Origin of the sequence: Bradyrhizobium neotropicale, from assembly GCF_001641695.1 — a bacterium.
GTDB lineage: Bacteria > Pseudomonadota > Alphaproteobacteria > Rhizobiales > Xanthobacteraceae > Bradyrhizobium > Bradyrhizobium neotropicale.
Map to the genome: position 1 here is coordinate 72,757 of NZ_LSEF01000052.1, position 23,529 is coordinate 96,285.

Annotated in this window: 18 protein-coding genes and 2 pseudogenes; 5 read left to right on the forward strand and 15 right to left on the reverse strand. The window is 60.0% G+C overall.

The features are described from left to right. Positions 1-300: 300 nt before the first annotated feature. Both AXW67_RS44120 and AXW67_RS44125 read left to right on the forward strand, forming a co-directional pair. Positions 301-489: pseudogene (locus AXW67_RS44120) on the forward strand (hypothetical protein); the annotation flags it as partial. Between the two features lie 137 nt (positions 490-626). Continuing rightward, positions 627-818 (forward strand): annotated as a pseudogene (locus AXW67_RS44125) (NAD-dependent epimerase/dehydratase family protein); the annotation flags it as partial. Positions 819-976: 158 nt separating this feature from the next. On the opposite strand, the gene AXW67_RS17480 reads toward AXW67_RS44125, so the two are convergent. Next, positions 977-2,938: a glycoside hydrolase family 26 protein gene (locus AXW67_RS17480; RefSeq protein WP_063678868.1), complete on the reverse strand. Its 1,962-nt coding sequence runs from the start codon at positions 2,936-2,938 to the stop codon at positions 977-979. A gap of 603 nt (positions 2,939-3,541) precedes the next feature. Beyond that, entirely contained in the window at positions 3,542-3,820 is a 279-nt protein-coding gene (locus tag AXW67_RS17485; RefSeq protein ID WP_145927677.1) for a hypothetical protein, read from the reverse strand. Between the two features lie 542 nt (positions 3,821-4,362). Here AXW67_RS17485 and AXW67_RS17490 point away from each other — a divergent pair. Then, entirely contained in the window at positions 4,363-5,802 is a 1,440-nt protein-coding gene (locus AXW67_RS17490; protein ID WP_063678908.1) for an undecaprenyl-phosphate glucose phosphotransferase, read from the forward strand. Positions 5,803-5,817: 15 nt separating this feature from the next. Here AXW67_RS17490 and AXW67_RS17495 read toward each other — a convergent pair whose 3' ends face one another. The 5 genes from AXW67_RS17495 to AXW67_RS17515 form a co-directional block, all read right to left on the reverse strand. After that, positions 5,818-6,486 (reverse strand): metallophosphoesterase, encoded by a 669-nt coding sequence (locus tag AXW67_RS17495; RefSeq protein ID WP_245315591.1) that lies wholly within the window; start codon positions 6,484-6,486, stop codon positions 5,818-5,820. A 404-nt stretch (positions 6,487-6,890) separates the two neighbouring features. Then, on the reverse strand, positions 6,891-7,223 hold the full coding sequence (locus AXW67_RS17500; RefSeq protein ID WP_027552871.1) for a hypothetical protein: 333 nt from the start codon (positions 7,221-7,223) through the stop codon (positions 6,891-6,893). A gap of 172 nt (positions 7,224-7,395) precedes the next feature. Next, complete coding sequence (locus tag AXW67_RS17505; RefSeq protein ID WP_027552872.1) at positions 7,396-8,067, reverse strand: hypothetical protein; 672 nt, start codon at positions 8,065-8,067, stop codon at positions 7,396-7,398. A 10-nt stretch (positions 8,068-8,077) separates the two neighbouring features. After that, on the reverse strand, positions 8,078-9,394 hold the full coding sequence (locus AXW67_RS17510) for a hypothetical protein (RefSeq protein WP_145927678.1): 1,317 nt from the start codon (positions 9,392-9,394) through the stop codon (positions 8,078-8,080). A gap of 262 nt (positions 9,395-9,656) precedes the next feature. After that, positions 9,657-10,289, reverse strand: coding sequence for a hypothetical protein (locus tag AXW67_RS17515; protein ID WP_145927679.1), 633 nt, complete (start codon positions 10,287-10,289; stop codon positions 9,657-9,659). Between the two features lie 536 nt (positions 10,290-10,825). Between AXW67_RS17515 and AXW67_RS17520 the strand changes: the two genes are divergently transcribed. Further along, positions 10,826-11,992, forward strand: coding sequence for a polysaccharide biosynthesis/export family protein (locus AXW67_RS17520; RefSeq protein ID WP_035685059.1), 1,167 nt, complete (start codon positions 10,826-10,828; stop codon positions 11,990-11,992). Between the two features lie 331 nt (positions 11,993-12,323). On the opposite strand, the gene AXW67_RS17525 is transcribed toward AXW67_RS17520, so the two are convergent. The 8 genes from AXW67_RS17525 to AXW67_RS17560 all read right to left on the reverse strand — a co-directional run bounded on the left by AXW67_RS17525 (position 12,324) and on the right by AXW67_RS17560 (position 22,176). Further along, positions 12,324-14,735, reverse strand: coding sequence for a polysaccharide biosynthesis tyrosine autokinase (locus AXW67_RS17525; RefSeq protein WP_063678871.1), 2,412 nt, complete (start codon positions 14,733-14,735; stop codon positions 12,324-12,326). 531 nt (positions 14,736-15,266) lie between these two features. Beyond that, positions 15,267-16,250 carry an NAD-dependent epimerase/dehydratase family protein gene (locus AXW67_RS17530; protein WP_027552877.1) on the reverse strand — a complete coding sequence of 328 codons (984 nt, stop codon included), beginning with the start codon at positions 16,248-16,250 and terminating at the stop codon, positions 15,267-15,269. A gap of 138 nt (positions 16,251-16,388) precedes the next feature. Then, positions 16,389-16,850: a hypothetical protein gene (locus AXW67_RS41970; protein WP_145927680.1), complete on the reverse strand. Its 462-nt coding sequence runs from the start codon at positions 16,848-16,850 to the stop codon at positions 16,389-16,391. An 11-nt stretch (positions 16,851-16,861) separates the two neighbouring features. Further along, complete coding sequence (locus AXW67_RS17540) at positions 16,862-17,311, reverse strand: VOC family protein (RefSeq protein WP_027552879.1); 450 nt, start codon at positions 17,309-17,311, stop codon at positions 16,862-16,864. 6 nt (positions 17,312-17,317) lie between these two features. After that, a complete protein-coding gene (locus AXW67_RS17545) occupies positions 17,318-17,557 on the reverse strand; it encodes an acyl carrier protein (protein WP_027552880.1) in 240 nt (79 codons plus the stop codon). A gap of 55 nt (positions 17,558-17,612) precedes the next feature. Continuing rightward, on the reverse strand, positions 17,613-18,725 hold the full coding sequence (locus AXW67_RS17550) for a hypothetical protein (protein ID WP_027552881.1): 1,113 nt from the start codon (positions 18,723-18,725) through the stop codon (positions 17,613-17,615). Between the two features lie 29 nt (positions 18,726-18,754). Next, the gene (locus AXW67_RS17555) at positions 18,755-20,194 is read right to left on the reverse strand and encodes an MBOAT family O-acyltransferase (protein ID WP_063678872.1); all 1,440 of its coding nucleotides are present in this window, start codon (positions 20,192-20,194) and stop codon (positions 18,755-18,757) included. A gap of 59 nt (positions 20,195-20,253) precedes the next feature. Then, the gene (locus tag AXW67_RS17560; protein ID WP_035685070.1) at positions 20,254-22,176 is read right to left on the reverse strand and encodes an HAD-IIIC family phosphatase; all 1,923 of its coding nucleotides are present in this window, start codon (positions 22,174-22,176) and stop codon (positions 20,254-20,256) included. Positions 22,177-22,429: 253 nt separating this feature from the next. Between AXW67_RS17560 and AXW67_RS17565 the strand changes: the two genes are divergently transcribed. Further along, on the forward strand, positions 22,430-23,521 hold the full coding sequence (locus AXW67_RS17565; protein ID WP_051310644.1) for a glycosyltransferase family 2 protein: 1,092 nt from the start codon (positions 22,430-22,432) through the stop codon (positions 23,519-23,521). Positions 23,522-23,529: the final 8 nt, after the last annotated feature.

Sequence of the window (23,529 nt, forward strand, 5' to 3'; positions counted from 1 at the left end):
TTGCTCCTCTTTCCACCGGCGCGAGGGTGCCGCGAGATCGGTGGGCACGGTTGATCGGCCGCTTACATTGTGCTCACCGGCAGCTTATCCTTGCGATTTCCAGCGAGGCCAAAGCCTGATTGTCGGGGCTCTCGTCCAAGGAGATTCGCATCTTGCGCTATCTCTTCGAGAGAGTACGCTTTCGACACCGGCCAGCGCGAGCTGCATCGCGGGGCGGACGTCGTCTCCGTCGCGCCGCAGGTATTCGATCTGCTTGACTACCTGATCCGCGACAGGGAGCGAATTCCGGAATAGGGCCGCGCACTCGACAACCACCGTCAGGACCTGCTCAACGCCGAGATCTCCAACGGACAGCGCCGTCTCAAGGAGCTGGCGGCCGAAATCGCCCACTTCAAGTTCATGAAGGCGGCGGCGCTGGGCCGCTTTCCGGACCACAAGGTTGTGATCGCCGCTGGTCACGGCGCGACGGCGCGTTCGACCCCAATATGATCCAATTTTCCGCCGACTGGCTGCTGCCGTCGTGCCTGATCGCCGCCGCAATTTCGGTAGGAATGGCGTTCGGTTCACGGAAGTTTTCGGGGCTTTGAGATTTCACCCCGAGACCGTCGGCAGTTGATGGGAAGCGGATTGTGGTCAGTTTGCTAGTTACGGGTTGCGCGGGCTTTGTCGGCTTTCACCTCGCGCGACGTCTGCTGGGCGAGGGTAAGCCAGTGATAGTAATCGACAATCTCAACGATTATTACGATCCGGCGCTCCGCTGGCGTGCTCTGAGCCAGGGCTTGCTACCCCTTGCTGCTTTATCTTGCCGTGTTTCGTTTCATTCAAGTCGGCAGCAAACGTGAGATTGCGACGTCGCCTCGACACGTCACCGCCGACTCCGACGGGGCGCCAGACCTCTCGATCACTTTCGACGAAAGTTTTCACGGATGGTGCCGCACCCGGGCGACCGCGTGGATCGCGCGGGTGCGGAAGCGGATCAAGGTTTCTGCGGTCTGGTCAGGAACGAGTCCTGTACCCAAGTGGGGCTATTCGACCCGGCTGTCACGACCTGACCGGGATCGACCCGACCGGTTTGACCGGCCAGAGACTGGCTCAGGAGCGCAAAGCTGTGGCTTGCCAGGCACGACGCTGGCGAGCCGCCCTCACGCGGATCATCCGCCACGGTCATCGCCCCCGACCCAGAGTTCGCAACGCCGCTGTTGGCGACCAGGTCTCTGATCTCGCTAAGCAGAGCAGAAGCAGACCGCTGGCTTGCAAGCCCCCCGGTCCCGGTGCTCCTGCCGGTCGTGGTCGTCCCACCATTCGCGATCGAGTCCTGATGCTGACTTAGCCACCCGGGATCTTGGCCTGTGGTGGCCGAAGAATTCGCCACCGTGGCTTTCGGCGGTGACGTCGGAGCCGGCGCGGTCGCTGGTGGGGGATCCGTCACCGTGATGGTGTGTGGCGCACCTTTTATCACCGCGCCGGAGACCGGGTCTTTTGCGATGGCGGTTAGCGTGAGTGTCGAGGCCGGATCACCCCCGCGCGTGTAGTTCGATGTCAGCGTCAACCCGCTGTCGACCTGCTCGGCGGTCAAGGTGACGTTGTTTCCGTTGAACGTCTTGCCATCGAGCTTGTCCGTGATCGTCTCGTACTGCGGCAAGCCCGTAATGCTCGCGGTCACGACATCGTTGGGATCGGTCGTTGCCACCTTGACTCCCAGATCGACCGTGCCGCCCTTCCCGTGCACCGACAGTGTGGGATCCGCGATGGTCAGGACCGGCGTGTGCGATGACGTGGTCGTTACAGGTGTAGACGCGGATGCAGATGCCGATGTGGCTGTAGGTGGGTCGCCGAAATACTTGGCCCATGCCGCAGCCTCGAGCGGCTTGTGGTCGGCGGAACTGGTGAAGCGATATTGTCCGCCGGAGTTCGAATCCCAGGCATTCACGAAGCTGACGTTGACGCCCGATTGATGCAGCGTGTCGGCGAGCCACTTTACGAAGGTCGGATTGTCGGTGAGACCCGCACCGTCGTGCGTATTGCCGGCGCCGGTCTCGGCAATTGCGAATGGCTTGCCTGCCGATTTGGCGAGATCGATCAGCTGCTGCAGCGTGGTCGCATGGCCCGCGCTGCCATCGAGTGACCATTGGTTGGAGGCCGGGTAGGTGTAGTAGTGCTGGAGGTTGACCGGATCCGTCGCCCATTGCTGGACGCTTGAATCGTAGACAGGGTGAGATGAGTTGAGGACTTGCCCGCTCTTGTCCCAGTCATACAGGTGTGTCGGCGTACCGTAGGGGAAGACATCGCCGTAGACGTCGGCGGCGATGATATCGACATACTGGTTCCCGGGGTAAGCCGTCTTGATAACGTTGCTGGCGTTGCTGTAATTCACGACACTCGGATTCCACGCCACCTTGACATCCACGCCATTGGCCTGGCCCGCGGCGTGCAAGACCGTGGAGATGTGCTGGAAGGCCTTGACCCAATCGGCGCGTGTCGCGGCGTCATTGCCGGCATAGGACGGCATGGTGTCGATGTTCATCTCCCAACCGGGTCGCCAGATCTGTGTCGTGAAGCCATTGTCGGCCCAGGCCTTGACCATGCCCTGCAGAACGGAATCGTATTTCCCGGCCGCGAAGTCCTTGTAGAACTGATCAGGGGTTCCCGAGCCTGACGCCGTCGAGGTCATCGGCAAGCCGATCACCGGTGTAACACCTTTAAGCACTGGCGACTGCGCCATCGAGGCGGCATTCCAGCTCGATTGGCCAACCCAACCCGAGACGGGCAGGCGCTGATCGCCATACTGGTCGATGAACTGCGGCTTGGATTTCATCAACGTTGAGAAGGCGCTGAAGTTTGCTTCGAAACTCGCCTCCTCGTTCGAATCAAAATAGTTCGGGTTTCCCACAAAGACGCCGAGGGGAAATGGCGTTGCGCCGGCAGTGTTCTGACTCATTGCTTGGTGTCCTTGCTGCTATTTTCTTTCAACCGCGTCTAAGCGGCGATTGCGAAATAGTAATGTCGTCTCTCGACACCCAGCCGCCGCGACTCCGCCACGTATCTGGCAGCTCAATCGCGGTGCCGATGACGCAATTGAAATGCCGACGCGGAAGGGACTTCACGATAACCTCCGGATAGCAGGACCCGCACGTCGAGGCATGACGGGGAGACCTTGCCCGACGCTTGCCTTATCAGGTGCCACCAGACTCGGTGGGCTTTGGCTGTTCTGCGGGCAGACGAATCCTTGCGGGCAAAAATTCGCAACGGGGCCTGGAAGACGACAGCCTGCGCTACGCAGGTATCGTATCGACCGACCGGGGGCTGATGGTGCTCAAGGAATGTTCTTCGTTCGGGTCATCGACGACTTCGCCGCTCACGACGGCCACGAAGCCGTGGCCATGTTTGCGATCGCAGCGCAAGAAGATCGCGCCGTAGTGCTCTGTTGAGCAGGATGCCGGTGTATATGCGATGTGCCTAATCAATTCGCGGGTTTCAAGCAGGAGGGCCGAGCGAGACTCTGCCATGGTCCGACAACCGGCGCGCGCAAGTGCTTTCGGCCTCAGCGAAGCTTCGGGTTCCCTATGGGAGCCGTGCCGCCTTCGACAGTCGCGGGGCCGATCGTATGTTTCAACAAGGCGCTAAGGACGTATCCCGCCTGAAGAGCAGCGGCGAATAGGACGGTCGACCACAGCGCCTGCGCCTGAGGCCACTTCTGAACGATCGACAACGTGGTCAGTGCGATGGAACCGAGGAACAGGAGCGGCAGCACAACAAAGAAGCGAAACCGGATTCCCAAAGCCAGTCCAATCAATGCACTACAAACTGCCGGCGTGGTCACACCCTGTTTCTCCTTTACGCCATACTTCTTAATCGCCGGCGTCTAAGATTGGTTTAAGGGCTTGAGTCAAATTGTGCTGACGTGGAGGTTGCGTGCTGGTCCAATCCACATGCGCAGAAGCAGTATCGACACATCTTTTTGCAAGGCTGCCGCGCGCATGTCTGCTGCTTGCCGAGGTGTCAAAGGCGTGATGTCAATCCGTGCAGTTGATCAATCTTCGTTGTGCGACTCGCGCTGCGCGCAAGTTCTATGCCCCTGTGAGCAATCGCGCATCACGAATTGATTGATCGTGCATCATGCTGTGATCGATCGACGCGCGTCACAACTTTGCAATGCGGAGAACGAATGAGTTTGTTGGTGCGGTGCCACAATATCGCTGCGTTTGATAAACAACTTCCCCAGCAATTCGCGCGAATTCCAACCTTGTTGGCAAGCCTTGATGCAAGACCTTTTCGCAGTGGCCGACTCTTTTCCGTTCTCATTTGATGCATGTGTTCGTTTTCGTCGTGCGGCCTACGGCCGTTGAAATGAAGAGGTTCGTGATGTCCGCAACTACGTATGGCTCCGACGGTCTCCGCGTACTGACGTCAAACCGCGGGACCTCATTGCAGAGACCGTTTCAGCTTTTCGTCATCGCCGGCGACTTCGTGCTCGTCGTGTTGAGCTACATGGCTGCGGGCCTGCTCTATCGCGAGTACATGAGTCTGCCGACCGATCCCGATAATTCACTGGGTGCCGGATTGATCGTAGGCATCGTGTTTATCATGGCCGCTTACTTTCAGGGCGTTTATGACAACCACAGATTGCTGAATACACTTTGGCAGATGCGCAAGGTCGTGGTTATCTGGCTGTTTGCGCTCACCACACTCGCGGTCGCCGCCTTCCTGCTGAAGTCCACGGCCAATCTGTCCCGCGGGACCATCATTCTGTTCACCGTCCTGGGAGCGACTGGACTCATCGCGCACCGCGTCATCTGGCGCTACTGCTTGTCGTCGGCCTTCGCCAAGGAACGGCTGATCGACCGCAAGGTCATCCTGCTCAGTCTGCGGTCGCTGGATTTCACCTCCAACCGGTTCAAGGATCTCCGCAAGCATGGCTTTGACGTCGTGTGCCACTTCGTGCTCGACGCTGCGCCGGATCTGGATGACAATGCCTGGAACCTGCAGATCGCTGATGTGATCCGGCAATCGCGCGCCGCCGACGTCGATGAATATCTCGTGGCGATCGACTGGAACGAACTGCCGATGCTCCAGAAGCTGTGTCAGCACCTGCGGATGGTTCCGCAACCGATCCGCCTGTTGCCCGATTTCCCGATCGCCGATCTGGTCTCGAGGCCCTTCCTGCCCGTCAGTGGAACCGTCGCCATCGAGATACAGCGGCCGCCGCTGACGGTGCTCGAGCGGATCCAGAAGCGCTGCCTCGACATCGGGCTTGCATCCTTTGCGCTGCTGATGCTGGCGCCGCTGATCACAGTGGCCGCGATCCTGGTCAAGCTTGATACGCCGGGGCCCATCATCTTCCGGCAGTCGCGTCGCGGCTTTAACGGCAAGCCGTTCCAGATCTGGAAGTTTCGCAGCATGACCGTGACCGAGAACGGCAGCACGATCACACAGGCCAGGAAGCAGGACTCGCGGGTGACCCGGGTCGGGCGTGTGCTGCGCAAGACCAGCATCGACGAGCTGCCGCAACTCTGGAACGTGCTCCGCGGCGAGATGTCGCTGGTCGGCCCGCGCCCGCACGCGTTGGCGCATGACAATTACTACGACCGGGTGATCAGCAAGTACGTGTACCGCCATCACATGAAGCCCGGCCTGACCGGCTGGGCCCAGGTCAATGGTTTCCGCGGCGAGACGCCGACCATCGACTTGATGGAGAAGCGCGTCGAGTACGACGTTTGGTACGTGAGCAACTGGAGCATCTGGCTCGACATCCGGATCATCCTCCGGACCGCGGCCGCGCTGATGTATCAGGAAGCCTATTGAGGCCGCGCCTTGGCTTCAGACCGCGAGCATGCTGCTGCCCTGGATCGTCATCAATGTCAGGTTGCCGGTCGCATAGGCGCCGGTATCGATATTGGCACGGTTTTCCAGCAGTTCTGGAGTGCGCACCGGCGTGTGGCCGTGAACGATGTACTTACCGAAGTTCTGCTGGCTTCGCAGAAATTCCTCGCGGATCCAGAGCAGGTCCGCTTCCTGCTGTTCGGCGAGCGGTACGCCGGGGCGCACACCAGCGTGGACGAAAAAGAAGTCTCCACAGGTGAAGGTCAGCCGCAGCTTGCTCAGAAACTCCAGGTGTTGGCGTGGCATCGCGCGCGCCAATTCCCGTACCAAGGCGTGCCGCTCCTTTTCGTCAGGGCTGGGGGATGGGGCTAGCCCATAGGACATCAGCGTGTACAGCCCACCGACGCGGAGCCACTCGGTCAGGAGCGATGGGTTGCGCAGGACGTTGCCGAGGAACACTTCGTGGTTTCCCTTCAGGAAGACCGTGTTGCCTCGATGGCTGCGGTTGATCAGGATATCGAGGGTCGATCGTGAATCCGGGCCGCGGTCGACGTAATCACCCAGGTATACCTCGATCGCATAGCGCGGGCGGCTGCGCGCGACGTCGGCGTCAATGACCCGCAGCATTTGCCTCAGCAGATGTGCGCAACCATGTATGTCGGTCATCGCATAGATTCGTACACCATCCGGCAGTTTTGGCTTGTTCTTGGACGAACGCGATCGGAGCGGAGGCGACATCTGATGGTGGGAGGTCTCGATAAAGTATTGCAACATCTTAGCTCTGAAACGGCGCTCCCGCGAGGTACGTCTCACGAATCGAAGTCCATGAGCCCGCATAGGCACGCCGAAGCACGGGCAAGATGACACCAAGACGGCGCGGCGCTGCGTCGCACAAAATTTCAGGGGGTGAAGCGAGGTGATTTCCGGTCGCGTCGCGATCCGCCTCCCGCCGGTGCGGCTCAACCGGAAATAGCTGCCCTGTCGTCGACCTTGATAGCCTCGGGGCTCGAAGAGGTTGTTCGAACAACCTCGCTTTTGGCCTCCGTCCAGCAGTCGAAACGGGGGTTAGCTCAGTATTGAAACACCAGATCAGGATTGCGCGGGTTCACATACCGGACGTAAGTCCGGTTCGGACCATAGTAGTAATGGGGTTCTTCGCTCTTTGTGCGCGGATCGAGAGTGTAGGAATAGGCCTGCTCGAGCGAGCGATGCCGAACATAAACCGCTTCCGGGCAACCGCATCTCGGACCGCAGTAGGGATTCGGCCCGCGATCGATCTGCACGACGGTTGCTGCGGAGCGGGCCTGCCGCGGATGGACCGCATAGTCGGCAGCGCACGCCGGCGTGGCGAAAATGATCAGCGTCGAGGCGAGCGCAACAAGGTCTACATAGGATCGTGACATCGCTTAGGTTCCCGTGATTGCCATCAACCTTAGACGTTCGCTTCAGTATGAACAACCAGGCGGATATTTTGGAGTGGAAAGATTGGATGAAGTGTGGCGGAGATGGATCAGTAAGTCTCGCGCGCATGCGCTGCTGGTCACCTCCGCGTTCGTGGCTTTTTTGCGCCCGATTTCAGCCACGCAGTGTTGGAGCGAACGTCGGATCGATAGATTGAACCACGTCTTGCAGAAACGCTTTGCCGCGATCCGATGCCCTCCGATAGGCGGATACGATCGCTGGTTTTAACTCCGGCCGGCGGGTCATGATCAGCCGGACGTCGCTTCGTACGAGGTCCTTGATGTCCGGGTCGGCGAGCGCATCGAAACGGCCTGCTATGTCGAGCCGCACCGGCATCAATCGCGCATCGGTTGGCGCGGTCAAATAGCCCATCTTCAACGCCTCGAACACGACGGGATCGTGCGGGTCGCGTTGAGCCTGCAGGAGCGCCAGAGCCAACCATAACTCAGGGCTGTACGGCGAGGTCGACAGAGTCTGCTTGACCCTGCCAAGCGCGTCGGTGTGCTGGGGTGATCGAACGGTCGCCGGCTTTTTTCGGCCAGACTCGATCGCCTGCAACGCAGCGATCAAGGTATGATTGTTTCTTAGTTCCGACCCGAAAGGAGAGAGCGCTGCAAGAAGGGACGGCACGTCTCCAGCCCAGGGCGAGCTTATCTTGGTTGCATCCGATGGAAATGCTGCGCGCTCCAGCGCCGTCATCTCCGCCAGGGCCGAGACCATGACATAAGATCCGACGGCCAGCGCCAATGCCATCAGAACGATGCGAATTCTGCTCACGGAAGTCATTGAAGCTTCGCTAGCGTTTAAGGCCACTGGTCCGGCCCGCAGATTGTGCAAGTCCCAGTCCGATCGTCACCGCCACGATAATCCGGACCGCGGGGCTCAAGAGGCTCGCATCGAGGAAGCTTTCGCAGAATACAAGCAGGACGCCGGCGGCTGCGGCCGACGCGAAGAAGAAATCGCGTCCCCGTCTGACGGCGCCGCGAAAGGTAAAGAAGAACAGCTGGGCGGCGAAGCCTGCCAGGATCACGAGCGCCAGTCGCCCCGACTCGATCGCGATCAAGACCGCTGAGGAAGGAGGGACTGCCACTGCCGCGGCGCCGAAGTCCTGATAGGCTCTCGATGCCAGAGCGAATGTTCCGACGCCAATTCCCAGACGCGGTGCATCGGAGAGCAGGCGTCCGGCCAGTGCCGCCGCTTCCGGGGCGAAGCTGACGAGTCCAAGTAGGCCCGAATCACCGGACTGAAGGCGCTGCACGGCGAGGGCGCCGGCGATCGCCACGAGAACCACAAACAAAATCGCCGATGGCCAGGAGCGAAATCCCAGGCGGCGGGTGGCGGCAATGAAAACGATCACGGTCAATCCCAGGCCAACTGCCGCCAATAGTGTGCCTCGTGCGAGGCTCGCCATTGCGGCGACCGCCGCGGCAATTCCGAACAGGCCGCAAAGAAGCCCAAGCCACAGCGGAACGGAGGCCAGATTCCGGATATCCTGCTGGTGTAAGTGCCGTTCGATTGCCCGGGCGACGAGCGCGGCATTGGCCACCGTGGCGAGCGCGGCTGCTGCCGGAAATGAGCTCGTGGGCGCGCTTGCGTCGGGAAGCATGCCGGCGAGCAGATCGAGCCGGCCGAGCAAGACCTCGACCGACATGAAGGTCGTTACCGCGCACAGCACGAACAAGATTGTTTCGGCCCTGTGGCGATCCTTGGCGAGGATGACGGTCGACACCACCAACGACACGTCGGCCAGATAAAGAAAGAGGCTTCGCAGCGTCGCGCCGGGATCAAGGCTGATGCGGCCCGGCAGCAATGGGTCGTTCAGTGCGATGGAAGTCGCCGACCAGATCGGATGTGCCAGCGATGAAGGCAGTGGAAAGGTTTGCAGTACCATCCAGACAACCGGAATCAGAATCGCGGGCGCAAATCGCTTCAACAACGGCGCGGTCGACGCGATTTCAGCCTCCGGTCCCCTCGCCGCAATGGCCAGCATGATTGCGGCGACAAGCGCTCCCGCATGCTGTGCGAAAGCAAGATTGGCTATTGCCAAGATCGGAGTTGCGGCCAGCAGTACGATCAGAAGGTAGGAAGCAATCAACAAAATGTGAGACTTCAAAGCAGGATTGGGATCGGGGCGGGATGGAGTTCACCGCGACAAGGGGCGGCGAGCGCCAACTATCGCATACGCGGACACACGACGCCAACGCGGTTCGCCGATCGCGCTGCTTCTCGAGCATGTGACCCGACGGGTAGACAGCATCATCACCGGTCCTTGGCACCATCGGTGGAATGCAGCATCGAGTTGCGAAGTTGTACGAGCGGGATGCTCCGCTCCTTGTTCAGCCAAGGGAACCGTGACGAGGCCGTCGCCGGCTGGGTTATCGAGCATGGCAGTTTTGCGACAAGTAATGGAGAGCCGTAGGCAATCCGCCGATCGGCACCGCTCCATGGATCGCGGTCGGCTTGGTCGCAATTTCGACCGAAAGGTCGGTCGCACCCTGCCAGTCGCTGGCCGCAAGCCTCGACGCGTCCGCAGGCAGTAATAGAGCCGCACCGCCCTGGATCACGGATGCTTCGAATTGCGCACGCTTTTCTCCTGCTAGCAGGACCACGTGCGGCCGCGTCAATCGTGACAGCGGTTCCAGAACGATAAGCACGACTTCAATGCCGTTCTTCCCGCATTGCAGGCTCAAACCTGCGAGCCGCGCATCCGATCTTGCGCTGTCGACAACATGCATCGCTGAAACGGCGTCGGCGCCGCCGTCAGGGTCTCTGCTCTTCACCAGCCGCCATCCGCCTTCAAGCTGTGTCGATTGGCTGCCGGTCTCGACCTGCCTGAATGCCTCCTCGTCGCACCGCTGACGCTGCTCGGGGCTGACGCCGAACGCGCAATTAAGCATGCCCGACCGCGGCGGTTCGGCACGGCCGGAACCACTGGCAACAATCAATAGGGCGGCGCAGAGGAGGGCTACACGCATCATAACAACGCTGACGGAACTCTCATGGAACAAGATTTTTCACGTCTTGCCCAACAACTGCATCAGAAAGATGATCCATCGCACCGCGCAACTTTGTTGAATGCGCCAGGTAGCTGGTTTCCTCAGAACGCAATCGTCGCCGACCGATCACCATGGCACTTTCTTATCATACTACGTGTCTCGCCCATCACGGGCGCAGATGAGGGCTCGCAACGAAACCGCGCGCGTGGAACAAGAACCAAAGAGTCGCTTACGCACTCGTGTTCATCGACAAATGCGGACCTGCCTGGAACTTAATCGTCGACGCGATGCAAATGAGGCGCGCCCTTGCCTAATTCATGATCGAGGGGCCGGCGATCTGTAACTGCGCTGCAACTACATCCTCATATTCTCGGCTGCGACATTCTCTCCTTATTCTGACCATCTCCTGCGGCTTCGTTTGCGCCACTTCGGGATTTGGCCAGATCTAAATTGGCCAGATCTAAATTGGCCAGATCTAAACTGGCCAGATCTAAACTGGCAAGTGATGGGGATCAGTCTTGAGACGCAGCGTTTTAGTTTGGGGAGTCTTGCTCGGCATTCTGCTGTCCTCGGCGGGGTGCGCGATCATGCCCATGTCTGGTCCGGAAGATCACGTTGTCAAAAGTGAGATAACGCGATCAGGGCCTGACTACGCACTGGTCAAGCTCACAGCGACTGTCGTCGATATCCTGAAGGAATATGGCCCCGGCGCAATCGCGGGGTCATTTCCTGATCACCGGCCGCCGCCAGGCATCAGGTTTGGCATTGGGGACACGGTGGCGGTGTCGATCTTCGAAGCCGCCGCGGGAGGCTTGTTTATCCCGGCAGAGGCCGGTGTGCGGCCAGGTAACTTCGTGGCTTTGCCGAACCAAAACGTTGACTTGAACGGGTTCATTACCGTTCCCTATGCGGGCGCGGTGAAGGCCAACGGCCGCACCCCGGCCGAGATCCAAAAGGACATCGTGAAGGCGATCGGAAATCGCGCTATCGAGCCGCAGGTGGTGGTGTCCCTGATCACGCAAAACACCTCGCTCGTCAGCGTGCTGGGCGAAGTGAAAACGCCAGCCCGTCTGACGGCGAATGCGGCCGGCGAGCGGGTCCTTGACTTGATTGCGCGCGCCGGTGGCCTGTCGGGGCCGGGCTGGGAGAGTTGGGTGACGCTCGAGCGCGCCGGCAAGCGTGCCACAGTTCCGTTTGGAGCCTTGATGTATCAGCCGGCCAACAACATTTGGGTACATCCCGGCGACACCATTTATGTCTACCGCGAACCGCAAGTCTTCCTCGCTTTTGGGGCGTTCACGATAGGAGGAAGTTTTGGAGGACAGGCTCAGTTCCCGTTCGATATGTGGAAGATCAGCATGGCGCAGGCGATGGCCAAGGCTGGCGGTCTGATTGATGCGCAGGCCGAGCCCGCAGGCGTCTATGTCTATCGGCGCGAGCCGCGCGAGCTGGCGGAACGACTGGGCATCGACTGTTCGAAATATCCCGGGCCGCTAGTGCCGGTGGTCTATAACGCCGACTTCCGGGATCCGGCCGCCTTCTTCCTCGCAAGCAAGTTTGAGATGCGGGACAAGGACGTGCTGTTTGCTGCGAACGCCGCTACCGTCGACACGGCCAAGTTCCTGCAATTCGCTCGGTTGGTGATTGGCACCGCCAACGACACGATCGTCACCGCGAACAACGCGCAGATCCTGAAGATCAGCACGCGCCAGTGACTTTCCTTGGTCCAGGACGCTTGGCCGGCACCGCCGGCCCAGCCGCCCTGGCCTGAATTCACGGGAGTCGACGCAGGGTCTCGGTATGGCATGCCCGATCAAGCTGAGTACGGCCGCCGTTTTTTGGGTTTCGAACAGTTTTCGAAGTCTCGCTAATCGCGCCGCTCTCATTGACGACGGTCCAGTACGTACGGAGCCGGATTGGTCCGTTAGTCGGCGGACGGCCGCGCACCGCGCCGACGAGGCACGTTACGCCTTCACGCCCCCACCCCACGCAAACGCCTTCGGCGCTTGGTGTGGTTGAGGCGCTTGTACGTCCCCAGATCACGCGTCAGTCGACGTATCCGTATCTCTCGTAATACCGGTTGCGATAATAGCCCGCGCTGTAGATATCGTAGCGGGTCATCACCGCCATGTTCACCTTGTTGAGCACTGCGCCAAGCAAGCGCTCGCGGACGATCGGAGTCTCGCTGAGCACGCGCTCCAGGATATCGACCTTGGCCTTGGCCCATTCGATGACGAGTACGTAAGAGTCGGCCAGCGCTCCGGTGGCCCGGACGTCGATCACTGGCGCGAGCGGGCTGAGGTCGAGAACGATGCGGTCATAGTGCTCCCGCAGATGCTGGAACAGACGTTCCATTTGGGGAGAGGCCAGCACGTCGCTGGAGTTGGAAAAGCGCGAGCTCACGACGCACGGAAGGAAATGCAGATTGGTTTGTGGATCAATCCAAACTGCTTCCGTCCAATTAACCCTGCCCAGGACGACATCGATCAAGCCGGCCTTCGCCGTGGGGGCAAGCCGCGCGGTAAGGCTTGGATTGCGGATATCGCCGTCGATCAGAAGCGTGCGGGAGCCGCCTTGTGCCACGGTTTGAGCGAGTGCCTCGCTGATCGTAGATTTACCTTCATTGGGGAGCCCCGAGGTGATGCCGACGACCTTATTGGACGATCCGTAGCTGCTGAGATCGCAAGCAAGCTTGATCGAACGAAAGCCCTCGGCAAAACGCGAGAAGGGCGAATTGATCACGTATCTGCCGACGCTGTCGTTGGCGGTAAGCAGACGATCGCGATGTGGCTGCGGGAAACTGGAGCCGAGTTCGGATCGTTGCGGCAGACCCGAGGCCTGGGCGGGGGCCGGCCTTGCCGCCGGCGGTTGGGCTCTTTTCGCCCGTCTGTTGAATAGCCGCCCTGCTTTGGACAGCAGAGGATGCCCGGATAGACCCACGCTCTGCTCGCTGCCGATCGTTGGGATTGAAGCGAGACAGCTGGTGTGGAGATGCTGCTCGACCTGGGAGACGGTTCGGAACACGCGGTCCAGCATGTCGAGCAGGATGGCGACGCCCCCAGCGAGGATTGCGCCGCCGATCAGCGCCGCCAGCAGAATGAGGGTTGTCTTGGGCGATGTCTTGTTGGGAGCATTGGACGCCTGTGTGATCACACGCGCTTCAGTAATCGGAAACGATTGCTGCTGAACCGAGACCATGTACAGCTGGAGGAAGTTGTCGGAGAGTGCCCGGGCGCTCTGCGCATTGCTTTCCAGATCGCGGAGTGCGATCTGCGCCTGGTTGGTTCCGTTGGACAGTGCGATTGTGTCGTTCAGGCTCTTCTGACCGGATTCCTCGCGCGCTTTCGCGATTGCAAGGTCGCTCTTGTAAACCTCGGCCGTACGCCGCAGTTCCTCGGTGATCGAATGCCTGATTTCGCGCATCTGGTTGCGCAGATTGACGACCGCAAGGTGAGTCGGCCCGTATCGATTCGACCAGTCGGCCTGGCGCGCGGCATAATCAAGATAGGTCTGGCGCAGCTTGGTAATCACCGGATTGTTCATGGTGTCGGTCACGGTCGCCAGATCGTTTAGGATGACCTTGGAGTCGTTGTCGTCCGCATTCAGAATGGACGTGATCCGCTCAAGCTTGGCCTGCGCCTCGGCACGCTGAGCGCGGGCCTGGGTGAGCGAGCTGTTGATCTCCGCGAGCTGCTGCTCGGTGAGGAGGCGCCCGCCGGCATCGACGATGTTGTTCTTGGCCTTGAAGTCGACGACCGCGCGTTCGGCGGAGGAAGCTTGCGCCCGGAGTTCCTTCAATCGATCCTGCAGCCAAACCGCCGCCCGCCGCGACGCCTGATATTTCGATTCCAATGAATCGTTGATGTAGCCGTCGGCCACCGCATTGGCGACCCGGGCGGCCTGATCGGGAGAAAGCGCCTGATAGGAGATCTCGATGACATAGCTCAGGCCGACGCGCTTGATCGAGAGATTGCTGGCCAATTTGCCGATTGCGATTCGCATCAACGCGTCTTGGGACGGACGCTGTTCCGGAAACAGCCCGGAAAACAGGTCGGAGATGCTAGTGAGCAGTCCACCTTCGTTGCCGGTGAACTCCCGCGAATCGAGCAGGTTCAGTTGCTTGATGACGGATGTCGCGATGGTCTCCGACTTAAGGACTTCGACTTGGCTGTCGACCATGGCCGAGTCGATCGGACTGTCGCCGCCCGCTGGTGCCTGGGTCTGCAGCCCCTGCATCTTGCGGCTGTCGATCAAGAGCACGGCAGTGCCCGTATATCGCTTTGATGCCGTCAGCAAATAGACACCGGCAAGGCCCATGCAGAGGCACATCACGAAAATCATCACGGGATACTGGCGGCCAATCAGCGAGACCACGACAGAAAGCGTCTGCTCCAGCGAAGCCGATTCTTGGGTGGGAGATTCGATCTCGCGAGGGGAGGGGATTCGAGTTTGGAGCATCCGGCTCGTCTACCTGACCTGGGTTCTTGGATTGTGCCGTGTCGAAGCAAGCTGAAACCTGTCAGCCCGCACTGAACGCATCACCGGATTGAACGTGCCAAATAAATGTGTCAGCAAGAGTGCGGTGCATCATACATTTCCGGAACCGCCGAACATCGACGTGTACCGGTTCAGGACGATCTCGCGCGCTAGGTACGGCCCCGGCTAATTACCAACACGGCAATTCCCATGCCGTTCAGCAGCGATATCGCGAGCGATAAGCCAGGATATATGCAACAAAAAAATCGACAATCGAGCGGAAAGGGGTGTGCAAACTGTCGCGGCCAATGCGACCAGAACGGGCGCCCCGACCCATGATGACCAGAACTGTGACGGGAGAGCTCATTTCGGTGGCAACCTCGCGTGGCCTGTTCCCGGATTCCACAGGCAGAAACGGGAACCCCCAAGTTGCGCTTGTCCTTGATGTTCAGTGAAAAAGGTGCCGAACCAGAGATGGTCCTTCGGCAACCTGCTCGGAACCGACCACGGTCATCAATCAAAGTCTTTGATGCCGGAATCGTGTTTCCATTCGACGAGCGAACTTGCCACGTCGTATTCGAACTTGAACCCGCTGGCGACCAGCCGTTTCGGCAGGATGTTGGTGGAGAACCATAGTTTCCGGATTCGCTCGCGATTGATCCCGGTCTTGATGCCGACCTTGTGCAGCATCTCGAACGGAAGGACGGCGAGGTTCATGAACCACACCGGAATGGTCAGTGTCGGCTTCTTGTAGCCCGCGGCTTGCGAGAAAGCCGTGCAGATCTCGCTGATCGTGTAGCGGCGCTCGTAGCAGAAATTGTAGACCGACACCCCGTCGTTGCGCGTCGCCATGAAAAGCATCGACGAGACGAGATCCTTGACATAGCCGCACGACTTGATGGTGTCGGTTCGGCCAGGATAGATGAAAGCTCGTCTTTCCAGCAGCCTCGACAGCCGCGTGAAATTGCCCTGCTCGTAAAGGCCGTAAATGACGGCGGGGCGAACGATCGTGAGCCGCCTTGCCGCGTCCTCCGATTGCCACAGCCGATGGATGGCTTCGGCCGAGAGTTTGGAGCGTCCGTAGGCGCTGACAGGCGCGGGCTGCGAATCCTCGTCGAGTGGGGCCTCGCTCGGGCCGTAGATGGATATTGAGCTTGTGAATATAATGCTCCTGCTGCCGGTCTCCTTCGCAAACCGGCACACGTTCACCGCGCCGAGGACGTTGGTGTAGTAATACTCGCCTTCCGGGTGGCCAGGCGTCGTGTGGATCGCCGCCAGATTGAAAATATCGACGGACGCTCCGCGCGCGAGCTTCGGGTCGAGCGGCTCGCGGACATCGTGGTTGACGTATTCGACGCCGGCAATCTGCTTTCTCGGTTTGCCGATATCGACGGCGACGATCCGATCGTATTGTCTGGAGGCGATGAGCCTGTTCATCAGATGAGTTCCGATGAAGCCGGCGCCTCCGAAGACGATGGCCTGAGTGGGGCTCGACATGCGCTCAGGCCCCAATTCGAGTGAAGGTGCTGAATTCGGTGCGATAGCTTTCCACCTGGATCTCATGATTGACCGCACCCATTGGATCGACTGGGACGCGTGGTCCGACAAGGACTGCGGTGGGTGTTGCGCGCGCCATCAATACAACTCGCGGTATTCATAGCGGAATGAGGTCGAACCCGCAGAGATGCCGAGGATCCGTTGCAGCTTCTGATAGCCATTCAGCGCCACGGTGATACAGTCCGTGCTGCCCGCATAGCAGACCTGAACGTTGATGGACTGCCCGCACGAGTTGTTCACGGTCACGATCTGATCAATGATCTTCGGATTGATGACCTGCGGGTGCGTGGATGGATGGACCGATATGCAGGCCGTTCCGTCCGGCGCCTTATGGGCGGGGGCATATGTGCCCTTCATCGGGGGGAATGGGTTCGCGGGCATCGGCGACACTCCGGTTCCTCCATACATCGGCGCCGATGATCTTCCAAAGCCGACAATCTGGGCTTGCGCAGCTGATGCGCAGAGCAGCGCAGCGAGGACAAGGCTGCATGAAATGCTGCTGACGTGGCCGAAGCGGCCTGACGGATGATCTTTGTTCATGCTCTAGTCGCTCAGCGTTCAGTGCCGGTCTCGAGAATCTCGATGAGACCGAAACCGGAAACATGATGAAACGAGACTTTCTGGCCGCCGAACAGTATCGCGGGCTCGGGCGAGCTGACCGGCACGATCTCGACGCCTGATGCCGCCAGGGCATCTAGCGCCTGCTCGGCTTTGGGGCATGCGTAGCACAGGTGATAGATCATGGTGCCGGTTCGCTTGATCAGCTTGTCGATCGGAGAGGGACCGTCGCCCGGCCAGATCACCTCCACGTCGGGCATCGCGGGGTGATGCCACATGGCGAGGTTGACGCGCTGTATCGGGTCGAAGGCAGAGTTTCCCGCGCCATAGCCCAGTGACGCCAGGTAACGAAAGGCCTCCTCCGGGGATGCGACCGCAAGCCCGAAGTGATGGAAAGCCAGTGCAGCCAATGCTGGTGCGATGTCTTTCGCCGAGCGGTCCACGTGGTCTTACGCTTTCTTCTCGATCAGATCGGCGAACTCGCCGACATTCTTGAGACCTCCGATCTCGGTCGCGGAGAATTTCACGCCGAAGGCTTTCGAGACAGCCAGCACAAGGCGGATATGGGACAGGCTGTCCCAGCCATCGACGTCGTCGGCCGTGGTGTGCGGCGTAATAGCCAGGTCATCCTCGTCGAACACGTCCTGAAAAACAGCGGTGAGTTTGCTGTAGACCTCGGCCTTTTCCATTGCGTCATCCTTTGTCGATTGTGTTGGCGGTGCCGGCGCGTGGATAACTTGCCGGTTAGTTGCCCGGTGCGGCGGTCACCAGCTCCGAAGAGCGCAGGGTGGTGACCTTTGGTGCTGATTTGTCAGGTGTCTCCTGGCAGACGAACGAATCCAGCTTTCCCGCCAGCCTGGTCGACCAGATATCGGCCAGATGCCGCTTGGCATGCACCTCGTCCGAATAGTCGAGGTCGTTGTCGAGGTCGTCCATGCTCAGCGAACTGAAGTTCCGCCGGTCGCCGAATTCCTGCAGCAGGTCCTTCAGCGCCTGCCGGTAGCTCGGTTGATACGGGCTTGCATCGCGATGCCATGCTGGGATCGGCAGGTCGACGAGCACAATTTTCTCCCCCGAGTCCAGCAACGCCTGGATGGTCTGTTTCAAGACTTCGACCTGGGCAGCGGAAATCTCGGTCGTGCGCCCCATGGTCTCCTTCCAGTATTCCAGCGCCTTCTGCTTGTCCTCGGCCGACATCACGACGCTTTCGCGCTCGTCGTCGGTGCGTTGGGCGCTGGTGCGGCCGGTCAGCGCGAGATTAACGCCGGCTCTGGCCTGGCGCGCGACCTTCTCGAGCAGCAGGAACGGTCGGATCGCCATGACGCCCGCGTCCAGCCAATGCGCGGGCAACACCGCGACGGGGCCGTTCTGCGTACGACGGTAGAAGCCATACCGGTACCGTTCGATATCGATATCCGTCTCGCCGCGATGACGGTCGCCCTCCGCATATTTCACGTCCGAATCGACGAACATGCCGAACCAGACGCCGATGACGAAGGTGTTCAGTCGGCGCTCCTCATCGCTCTGCACCTCGTGGACCAGATTGATCACCTGCCTGACCTCGGAAATGTTGGCGCCTCCCATTGCGAGGTTGCTGACCTTGGCGCAGCCAAGGTTCGCCTGCACGAGCTTCTGCCGGAACCCGACTCCGGTGTTCGATGCTCCCACCAAAATGACCTTGCTGTCCGGGTTGGCCAGCACGCTGCGGCCGAGGAAGACGTATTTGGGAACCGTCATGTAAAGCGTTTGTTCCGCGGCCTGGAAATCCCGCGGACCGGCGCGCGATGGATCCGGAAAGACGACGAACGACGCACCGGCGAGCAGCACGTAAAGGAAAGCGAAGGACAACAAGGCCATCGCCGACTGCCGAAGGATGTATTTCAATTTCAAAACGCCTTGTAGACGAAGTCCGGAGCCTTGTGCAGCAGGGTAGCAACGGCGACGATCGCCATCATCTTGCCTGCCAGGTGCAGATTCTTTGTGATCTCGCTGCCCTGGATTGCCGACAGAGTGATCGGGATGCGGAGGCGAGCCTGGATGAGATCCAGGCTTAACGCCGCCATGCTGAACGCCGCGGCTACCACGACGAAGGTGCCCACGACGCCGGCGACGCCGAGCCGCGCCAACAGATAGGTGAATTGCGGCAGTTCGGGGACCCATAGGCAGGTCAGTGCGAGCACGAAATAGGCAATCGTGAGGCCACGCGCTACATAGATGTAGGCGGTGGACTGGGTGAGTGCGCGATAGCGCTTCTTGCCCAGGCGCTCGGTGCAGGCCACCTGCCAGAGCTTGTTGATGCTTGCGCCGGCACCCATCAGGAGGCCGTAAATCACGAAGACCGCCGTCGTGCCGTGCCAGACGCCCATCACGCCGAACGTGATGAAGAACGCCAGCACGCCGAGATACGACGTGAGCGCAGGCGAGGGGAGCCAGGTCATCAGGAGCATCACGAGCGGGTTAAAGAGATAGAGCTTGAACCACTGCGATAGCGTCATGTGCCAGCGCTGCCAGAACTCGAGGAAGCTGCGCGCCGAGAACGGCTTGTCGAAATTCTCCGGCAACTGCTGCCCGAGCAGGGTTCCGATGCCGATCACGATGTCCATGTATCCGGAAAAATTGAAATACAGATAGACCGTGTAGAGCGATGCGACCGTCGCATAGACGGCGCATAGCTTGAGTAACGGCAGGCCGGTCGGCTGTAGCAGGTGCGGACTGAGAAACGTGAAGGCGTAGTCGGCGGTCGCGGCAATGATGACAAACTTCACATAGCCGGTGGCGATCCTGGAAAACGCCGCGTAGACCACGGACTGGTCGAGCTGAACCGCCGCCTTTCCATCCATCGTGCTGAAATCCTGATAGCGCTGGATCGGACCGGAGACGAAGCACAGGAAGTTGCAGGTGAAGCGAAAAAACGCCAGCGGACCGATTCGCTCGGCCAGATCTCCCGACCGCACGTCGACCATGATGTGCAGGATCCGGAACAGGATGTACGAAAGCCCGACGGTCAGATAGGGGAACGAAAGCTGGCCGAACACTTCGAAGAACGAGAAGCGCTTGAGGAACACATAGCAGCAAAGTATCGCCACGACACCCACCGCCAGCACGAGGGTCGACTGGCGGAGGTGGAGCGCGGATATGCAGACATAGCCGAGCGCCAAAAAGGCGGCCAGCGGCAACACCTGCGTGACGTCGCTAAGGTAGCTTGCGATGAAGACGGCATTCGCGGCCCCCAGCACGAACCGTCGATAGACGACCGATTCACTGATGTGGAAGGCAATGACTGCCGCGGCAAGAAACGCAAAAAACAGGGGGGATGTCAGACTCATGTCCGTGAGCTCGAGGCTGTCCGAAGTTCTCGTTCAAGTTTGTCGGCGATCTGACCAGATCAGGCCGGCTCAAACTGCTTTTCCTCGCGCTGGACCATCATCGGCAAATCCTCCAGCTCAATGTCGGTCCGGAGTTGCCAGCGGCTGCTTCCGTCGGTCCCATCGTCGAGACGCGAGAACCCCAGCTTGCCGTAGTGTTCGCGGACCATCTCGTTCCTGTCGGTCGGAAGATAGATGCCCTCCAGGGTCGTGATGCCGGCCGTGCGCGCCCGCAATACGATCTCGGCGAGCACGGCCTGCTCGACGCATCGTCCGAGCACTCGGCAGCTCATGAGCCAGCTGTCGATCGTCCAGGTGTCGTGCCGGGTCGCGCTGCAGATGATCACGCAGATGATGCCGTTGTCGCCGAACTTGTCGATCAGCCGCGCGTGCAGCGTCATGACGCTGTCGTCGGCTTCCAGCTTCTCGATCTGGGATTCGGTGTAGCGGCGCGTCGTCAGGTTGAACTGGTTGCTCTTGTTGATGAGCTGGGTGACGCGGGCGCGCGTCGTCCGGTCGAACGGACCGAAGACGATGCGCATTTCCAGCGACCGCAGATAGGACTTCAGATCGGTTGCTTGACCCTGCAGGCTCAGCCGGCGCGCATTGGCCTGATACATTTCGGCGCGGGCACGGTCTTCCTCGGAGAAATTGATCGCCTCGAAATAGCCGGCCGCGGCAAGCGTGCGAGCGTAGCTCGCCGGATCGGTTTCGAGCTCCGGCACCGCTACCTCAGGGATTTCCTGCCGGATCAAGCCCCGTTCGACCGGATTGTCATCCAGGAAGACGAAGGAATCCAGGCCCAGCGCGAGCTCTTTTGCAATGGCGCGGATGTTGGTCGCCTTGTCGTTCCAGTTGGCTTGGAACACCGCGATATGCTCTTCCTTCAACAGCATGTCCGGGTGTTCCTTGAACGGCTTGCGCGCGATGCTGTCAGTGTTCTTGGAGCTCACCGCGAGCACAATGCCGCGCGCACGCAAAGTCAACGCGAGTTGCTGCACGGCAAGATGCGCCTCGCCGGTTGCATCGCCCTGGGCGATTTGAATGCCCTCCATGCCGTCGTCGCCGATCACACCGCCCCAGACGGTATTGTCGAGGTCAAGCACGAGAACACGGCGGCTCTTGCCGCGCATGGCGCCGATGATGCGCGCGACATGCTCGGCGTAAAGCGGAACCAGGGCATCCGCGAACGGCAGCTTCGCCAGGTTCCACTGGGCGGGCGAGTGCCAGTCGGCAAGGCCAACGGTCTCGGCGATGCCCGCCACGTCGAGCACCATGTCGGTCGATTGCAGCACCGCCTGGGAAATCTTCTGGTTGACGCGATCGACCAGATTGCGCGCCGTGCCGGCCAGCGCGCGGTCGAAGGATCCGAACAGCCCCTCGGGCGGCGCGGCGAGCGTCTGCAGGACACACAGCGCACCGCTGTTGCGCGATATGCTCGCACGGATCGAATCGAGAAGTCTAATTGCCGCGTCAACGGCCTCGGTGGCCAGTTGCTCATTTCCCGGGCAGGGCTGCAGGGACAGCCCGCGGTGATCGAGCGCAAGCAGGACCGCGTCGGGCCGCGCCTTGTTGAGCGGGGAATCCGGTTCCAGCGACTCTTGCAGGAATTGATCATAAGCGCCCGTGATACATTCGAGCGCAATACCATGACGGGCGGCCGTGGCAACCAAGACGGGAACGATTAAATCGAGCGTTCCGTTTCCGATCAGGCCGAGGCGAAAGGGCGTGAGCGGTGCAAGCGATATGCCGCTGAGTTGCAGTGATCGAATTGTCCGACCCAGCCGGGAGAGTTGCTGCTCATCGAGCGCGTGGGTCGCGAGAGCTCTGATCTTCTTTCCGACGGCGCCGCCGGAACCGTTTGCCAGTTCTTTGCAGCGGATCGAGAAATCGGAAGGAGGTTTTGGAAGCCAGGCGAGTTCTCGATACAGCTCTGCGGACACGGCCGTTCCTTTTTTTGGCAACACGGTGATTGCCCACCTTGCTTGCGTTCCCCCTCATTGTTGTTAGCCACAATCTTTATCCATAATTCGACAGTTTCATGGCGATTGAAAACGCCGCTACATCTTCGAAGTGCGATGACACAAGTTTGTCGTGGTCAAGCAGGCAGAGCGAGAGCGCGCTGCGATAATCCGTTGTCACGTCGCGCAAATACGAAATAAGAACCTGGTTTCGATTGCGCGTGAGGAACCCGAAGTGACGAATGAACTCGTTTTGTCGGTCGTAATTCCAAATCACAATTACGCCGATTATGTAGGCACTGCGGTCCAGAGCGCGCTCGACATTCGCTGGCCGAATGTCGAGGTGATCGTCGTTGATGATGGATCGACGGACAATTCGCTCGAGGTCATCGAGGCCTACGCCGACAGGATTACGATCATCAATCAGGCCAATGCCGGCCAGATGCCGTCTTGTGTCAACGGTTTCCGCCGCTGCACCGGCGACGTCGTTATATTTCTCGATTCCGATGATGCACTTCATCCGGACATCATGACTGAAATTGCGGCAGTCTGGTCCGATGCGGCCAGCAAATTCCAGTTTCAGATGCGGGTCGTCGACGCCAAGGGAAATCCGACGGGCAGCATCCTCCCGCAATATTTTGCACACCCCACCCCCGAAGACATCCGCACATGGGTGGCGACGACTGGTGTCTATCCGACGCCGCCGGGATCGGGCAGTGCCTATCCGCGGGCGGTGGTCGACCAAATCTTTGGATTTGAATCTGATTTTGTCGATCGCGCGCCCGACAGTTACTTGATTGCAGCAGCCCCTGTATTTGGCGACGTCATCACGATTCCGAAGCCGCTGGTGGATTATCGGGTTCATGGGTTGAATCATGGCGCGCACCTGCATCTGGACGACAGCCGCTTCGCGCGGGAAGTCGACCTGACCCGTCGGCGTCACAAGTTCTTCACTGAAGTGGCAAGCAGTGCCGGGATGTCGGTGGATGCCGGCGCGCTCAACAGGAATTTGCTGTTCCTGTGCCTGCGCGCCGCGTCGTACTCCCTGCGACCGGACATCCATCCGATTGCGGACGACAGCGCGATGCAGATTGCCTCCGCCACCTTCAAGGCACGGGCGTTTCCGCAGGGCTTTTCACAGGCGCAACGGACGTCGTTATTTTTGTGGATGATTTTTGCATTGTTTGGGCCGCGCGGCCTTCGCCGGTCCGTGGTGAGCTGGCGCTATGTGCCGACGGCGCGGCCGCAATGGATGAGAAGAACGCTTAGCCTGCTTCGGGTGGTGAAGAAAGCGCCAGGAACAAGTGCGGGGCGAGAGCTGGCCTAGCGCGAACA